General features: G+C 64.2%; 6 protein-coding genes. 5 read left to right on the top strand and 1 reads right to left on the bottom strand.

The window, feature by feature from the left end; genetic code table 11:
* From PHP59_RS11190 to PHP59_RS11180, 3 genes are all read left to right on the top strand, one after another.
* A partial coding sequence (locus PHP59_RS11190) for a sulfide/dihydroorotate dehydrogenase-like FAD/NAD-binding protein (RefSeq protein WP_300166987.1) occupies positions 1-614 on the top strand: 614 nt, incomplete at its 5' end.
* Positions 611-1948 (top strand): NADPH-dependent glutamate synthase, encoded by a 1338-nt coding sequence (gene gltA / locus PHP59_RS11185; RefSeq protein WP_300166984.1) that lies wholly within the window; start codon positions 611-613, stop codon positions 1946-1948. The genes PHP59_RS11190 and gltA, both read left to right, overlap by 4 nt.
* Entirely contained in the window at positions 1945-2466 is a 522-nt protein-coding gene (locus tag PHP59_RS11180) for a class I SAM-dependent methyltransferase (protein ID WP_300166982.1), read from the top strand. The genes gltA and PHP59_RS11180 overlap by 4 nt, the downstream gene beginning before the upstream one ends.
* Positions 2467-2561: 95 nt before the next feature.
* On the opposite strand, the gene PHP59_RS11175 is transcribed toward PHP59_RS11180, so the two are convergent.
* Entirely contained in the window at positions 2562-3593 is a 1032-nt protein-coding gene (locus PHP59_RS11175) for a radical SAM protein (RefSeq protein ID WP_300166978.1), read from the bottom strand.
* Between the two features lie 91 nt (positions 3594-3684).
* On the opposite strand from PHP59_RS11175, the gene PHP59_RS11170 reads away from it, so the two are divergent.
* Together PHP59_RS11170 and PHP59_RS11165 are read left to right on the top strand one after the other, a co-directional pair.
* A complete protein-coding gene (locus tag PHP59_RS11170; protein ID WP_300166976.1) occupies positions 3685-4233 on the top strand; it encodes a ferredoxin domain-containing protein in 549 nt (182 codons plus the stop codon).
* Positions 4234-4241: 8 nt separating this feature from the next.
* Complete coding sequence (locus PHP59_RS11165; RefSeq protein WP_300166974.1) at positions 4242-5324, top strand: GHMP kinase; 1083 nt, start codon at positions 4242-4244, stop codon at positions 5322-5324.
* Positions 5325-5326 lie beyond the last annotated feature (2 nt).

The raw sequence follows: 5326 nt of genomic DNA, 5'->3' as shown, positions 1-5326 counted from the left end.
TCAGGGACGTCGTCGGGCCGCTCGGCACGCCGAGCGATATCAAAAAATACGGCACTGTCGTCGTCATCGGCGGCGGCGTGGGTGTTGCGAGCACCCCGATCATCGCCCGTGAGGCGAAGGAAGCCGGAAACCATGTCATCGGGATCATCGGGGCGAGGAACAAGGACCTCCTCATCCTCGAAGACGAGATGAAGGAGGCCTGCGACGAACTCTTCATCACCACCGACGACGGGAGCAAGGGCATCCACGGCTTCGCAAGCACCGTCCTCGACCAGCTCCTCAAGGAGCGGGAACTGGGCTGTGTCTGGATCGTCGGCCCGGCCATCATGATGAAGGTGACCTCGGGCGTGACGAAGCCGTACGGTGTCAGGACCTTTGTCTCCCTCAACCCGATCATGGTCGACGGCACAGGGATGTGCGGGTCGTGCCGGGTGACTGTCGGCGGCGAGACGAAGTTCGCCTGCGTCGACGGACCCGAGTTCGACGCTCACCAGGTCGATTTCGACGGCCTCATGCAGAGGCAGAGGATGTACGTCGACGAGGAGAAGGAGGCGCTCGAGCACTTCCACCACCCTCATGGCGGCTGCGGGTGCTGCGGGGGTGAGCACCGATGACAGATGTTTCCGAGCACGTTAAGGACTTCAAAGAAGTCAACAAGGGGCTTTCCGAGGAGAACGCCGTCCTTGAGGCACTCAGGTGCATGAACTGCGTGCGGCCGAGTTGCGTGAAGGGCTGCCCGGTCTGCATCGACATCCCGGCATTCATCCAGAAGGTCGCAAACAGGGACTTTGCCGGTGCGGCAGAGGCCGTCAAGGAGAACAACATGCTCCCGGCGATCTGCGGCCGTGTCTGTCCGCAGGAGACCCAGTGCGAGGGCGAGTGCATCCTCTCCAAGAAGGAGAAGCCGATCGCCATCGGCGCGCTCGAACGCTTTGTCGCCGACTGGGAGAGGGAGCACGGCGTGAAGACCCCCGAAGTCGCCGCCCCGACCGGCAAGAAGGTGGCGGTCGTCGGTTCAGGCCCGGCAGGCCTCACGGCTGCGGCCGAACTCGCCCGTTTCGGCCACGCGGTCACGGTCTTTGAGTCCCTCCACGAGGCGGGCGGCGTGCTGATGTACGGCATCCCGAACTTCCGCCTCCCCAAAGAGATCGTCCAGGCGGAGATCGAGCAGGTGAAGGCCCTTGGCGTCGAGATCAGGCTCAACCATCTCGTCGGGAGGAGCGTCTCCACGGAGGAACTCCTCGCGTACGACGCCGTCTTCCTGGGCACCGGCGCCGGCCTGCCGTATTTCATGGGCATCGAGGGCGAGAACCTCTGCGGGGTCTATTCTGCAAACGAGTTCCTCACCCGCGTGAACCTGATGCATGCCAACTGCTTCCCCGAGTTCGACACGCCGGTCAAGCGCGCCGCGAAGGTGGTCGTCGCCGGCGGCGGCAACGTGGCGATGGACGCGGCCAGGGTGGCGCGGCGCCTCGGCGCCGACGTGACCCTCGTCTATCGGCGGCGCGAGGAGGACCTCCCGGCCCGTGCGGTCGAGGTCACGAATGCACAGGCCGAAGGCGTCCGTTTTGTCTGCTGCGCAAACCCGGTGCGGGTGCTCGGCGAGAAGACGGTCTCCGGTGTCGAGTGCGTCAGGATGGAGATGTGCGCCCTCGACGAGAGCGGGAGGCCGAAGCCTTCATGTATCGAGGGGAGCAACTTCGTGCTTGAGACAGACGTCTTCATCGAAGCGATCGGTCAGGGCCCAAACCCCCTCCTCATCTCCATGCTCCCCGCGCTGAAACGCGAGCGCCGGGGCAACGTGGTCGTGGATGCGGACGGTCAGACGGCCGTCGCCGGCGTCTACGCGGCCGGGGACGTGGCAACCGGCGCCGCCACCGTCATCTGGGCGATGGGTTCGGCAAAGAAGGCTGCTGCCGCTATAGACAGGATGCTGAGGGGAGAATGACTGAGGTCAGGTTTCTTGAGGAGAGGAAGGTCGTCCTCGACCTTGCAGGCGTGAGCGATCGGGAGGTGCTGGACATCGGTGCCGGCCCTCTCTCACTCATCGCTGCAAAGGAGTACGACTGCTATGTCACGTCCGTTGACATCGACGGAGAGAAGATCAAGGAGTGGGAGAAAGAGGCAGAGCGCGAGGGCGTTGCCGAGAAGATCAGTTTCGAGGAGGCCGACGCGACCGACCTCCCGTACTGCAAGGACGCCTTCGATATCGGCATCTGCTTCGGGGCCCTCCATCATCTCCCTGTGGAGAAGCGGGAGCAGGCACTCTCTGAACTGGCTCGGGTCTCGTATGAGAAGTTCGTCGTTGCGGAGTTCACCGAAGAGGGCTTTGCCGAACTGCACAGCGGGGAAGACTTCGTCCCCGTCAATCTCGCCTGGCTCGAAGGTGCCCTCAAGGCGATGGGCACCCTGACGGTCCGTCCCCTCGGGAAACTGAACGTCTATATTGTCGAGAAGGGGAACTGACCTCTCCCCTTATTCCGGGGATGAGGACTTTTTTTCGGCTCTGAGGAGATCCTATACTTCTGCCGGTTTCACCGTGCATGTGCGTTTCTGCTCCCTCAAAAAGACGAGAGTGTCGCCTGCACCTCTCTCCCGAAGCGGACGAATGGCCCGGCATCTTTTGTGCGGACGCCGCACCTCCTGAGATCTGCAGGTGAGACGAGCGGCGCCGTCCGCCGCATCGCACAGATCCGGCGGGCGCCGACAGGACCGATCCCGGGCACACGGAGGAGGTCGGCGAGAGGGGCGATATTGATATCGACAGGCGGAAGGTTCTCTGCAAGCACCCTCTTCGGGTCGGCGTCGGGAAGAAATCCGTCGTCGTCCATCACGTCGCGGAGCAGATCCGGGGAGATCTGGTAGAGGCGGACGAGAGCGTCCATCTGGTACAGACGCCTCTGCCGCCAGAGAGGAGTCGCATCCCGGCACGCGAGGGGTGTCCCTGCCACCGGCGTGAACGCGGAGTAGTAGACCCGTGCCGGCGCGAGACGCCTGTATTGTCGGGCGATGCAGGAGAGGATCTCGGCGTCGCTCTCCCCCGCGGCACCGACGACGAGTTGCGTCGTGTGACGGCCAGGCATCGCCGCGGCCACCCACGCCTGCCTCTTCTCGATGTCGCACCGATAGTCCTTCACCCCCGCGACCTCGGAGAGACGGGATGCCGACGGCGCCTCGATGTTGATCGAGATCCTGTCGGCCACCCGCGCCGCATCGGCGATGTCGGCCCGTGCGGCGCCAGGGAGGACCTTGAGGTGGAGGTAGCCCTGAAAACCCTGCCGCCGCAGGATCTCGCCGGTCTCCACGATTCCCTCCATCGCCAGGTCCACGTCGCCCGCGATGCCCGAGGAGAGGAAGAGGCTGTCCGCCCTCCCCTCGCGGTGCATCCTGAGAAAGGCATCGGCGATCTCCGCGGGTCCGGCCGGGCCCCCGCCCGTCCGTGTCCTGACACCGCAATAGGCGCAGTCGTACGAGCAGTGGCCGTCGAGGAGGACCTTCAGGAGACGCCCGCAGCCGCCTGAGGCGTCGGGCGTGTCCAGGTCGGACCAGGGATATCCCTCTACCGGCGACGTGATCGCACCCTGTCTCTCCATCAGACACCCCTCACCCGCAGGGGGCAAAAGGGATCGGCGGGCGGCACGAAAGTGAGGAGAATATATCTGTGCCCATGGCGATCGTACCCCCATGACTCCGGAATTCGAGGCAGTCAGGACCGTGGCAATGCTGATGGCCCTTGCCGCACGGACGGCGCCGAAGGGGAAGGGCGTCGACACCATCGAGGTCGAGGTGCTCACCGGCACCGACCTCACCGACCTCGCCGACGCGATGCGGGCCTATGGCGAGGAGCACACCCTCGGTTTCTTCCTGCGGGACGCGAAGAACATCGAGAAAGCGGATGCATGCGTCCTGATCGGGTGCAGGGGCCAGCAGACCGCAGGCATCAACTGCGGCGGGTGCGGGTACCCGACCTGCACTGAGATGGCCGCCGCAGTTGAAGAGGCGAAAAGCGACGGCTTCCCATTCAGGGGACCGAACTGCGTAATCAGGATGACAGACCTCGGCATCGCCGTCGGGTCGGCGGTAAAGACTGCTTCCATCCACAACGTCGACAACAGGGTCTTTTACTCAGGCGGCGTCGGCGCCCGCACCCTCAGCCTCCTCCCGGACTGCACCGTCGTCTACGCCCTCCCTCTCAAGGCCTCAGGGAAAAATATCTTCTTTGACCGCTCATAGAAACAGGCATGCCATTGATGAAGATCAGGGGCGGCGATCTCGATCTCGTTGAATACGATTTCGAGCCCTTCAGAGCAGGGACAAACATCCGCCCCCTCAGGATCGACCGGCCCCTCCGGCCCGTGCCCCGACCCGGCACATTCACGGTCAGGGCCCCGGCACGCATCCACTCGACAGTCCTGGACATGAACCGCTTCGCTCCCGACCAACCGGGTGGCGGGGGCTTCGGATATGCCGTCCAGGTGTACAGCACGGCACGCGTGGAGTGCACCGCCGACGGCATCGAGATCGAGTACGAGCGCACGCCCATCATCAGGCATATCGTCGAGGCCTTCAGGGCGACGGTGGGCTACCAGGGCGGTTTCAGGATCGCCGCGGACGACCACCACTACAAGCATGTCGGCCTCGGCTCGACCGGCACCATGCTCCTTGCCGTCAGCCATGCAATGAACGCGGCCCTCGGCTCCCCCCTCACCGCCGAGGAACTGCGGATCCTCGTCGGGAAGAACTTCGTCGAGGAGACGGCCGAAAACAACAACATGGTCGCTTTCGGCTTCGAGACCGGCGTCGGCCCGGCCGCAAGCACCTACGGCGGCTTTGTCGTCATGGGCGACGAACTCGCCCTTGCATACCGCCACCCCTTTGCCGAAGGAAAGAATGTCTTCGTCATCATCCCGAAGAGCGGCATCTCCTCGTCAGGGAAGAGCGAGTTCGACCTCCTCATGAACCGGGCACGCGACCTCGACTACCGCGACCGCCCGATCAAGGCCTACATGGTCCTGATGGACCTCCTGCCCGCGCTCGAACGGGGCGACCTCAAGAAGGCCGGGGACGTGATGTGGGAGATCGAGTTCAGGGGGTCGAAGAGGGCCGAGATCGAGCACCACGACTTTGCGATCTACAACATCATGAGCAGGTTGCGCGAGGCCGGCATCGAGTTCGTGGGCATGAGTTCGGTCGGCCCCTCCATCGCCGTCGTCACCGGGAAACCGGAGGAGGAGATGAAGGCGATCGCCGACAGCCTCGGCCTCTCGGTGGCCCTCTCCACGGCGGTCGACAACGAGGGACTGAAGGTCACGCATACGGCGTGAAT

Origin of the sequence: Methanofollis sp., assembly GCF_028702905.1 — an archaeon.
Lineage (GTDB): Archaea > Halobacteriota > Methanomicrobia > Methanomicrobiales > Methanofollaceae > Methanofollis.
The sequence above is the reverse complement of the archived record's forward strand: the minus strand, read 5'-3'. Positions and strand labels throughout refer to the sequence as shown.

Bases quoted from the DNA above. Each gene is read 5' to 3' on its own strand.
- gltA (WP_300166984.1), top strand. From the start codon at position 611: ATGACAGATGTTTCCGAGCACGTTAAGGACTTCAAAGAAGTCAACAAG.
- PHP59_RS11180 (WP_300166982.1), top strand. From the start codon at position 1,945: ATGACTGAGGTCAGGTTTCTTGAGGAGAGGAAGGTCGTCCTCGACCTT.
- PHP59_RS11175 (WP_300166978.1), bottom strand. From the start codon at position 3,593: ATGGAGAGACAGGGTGCGATCACGTCGCCGGTAGAGGGATATCCCTGG.
- PHP59_RS11170 (WP_300166976.1), top strand. From the start codon at position 3,685: ATGACTCCGGAATTCGAGGCAGTCAGGACCGTGGCAATGCTGATGGCC.
- PHP59_RS11165 (WP_300166974.1), top strand. From the start codon at position 4,242: ATGCCATTGATGAAGATCAGGGGCGGCGATCTCGATCTCGTTGAATAC.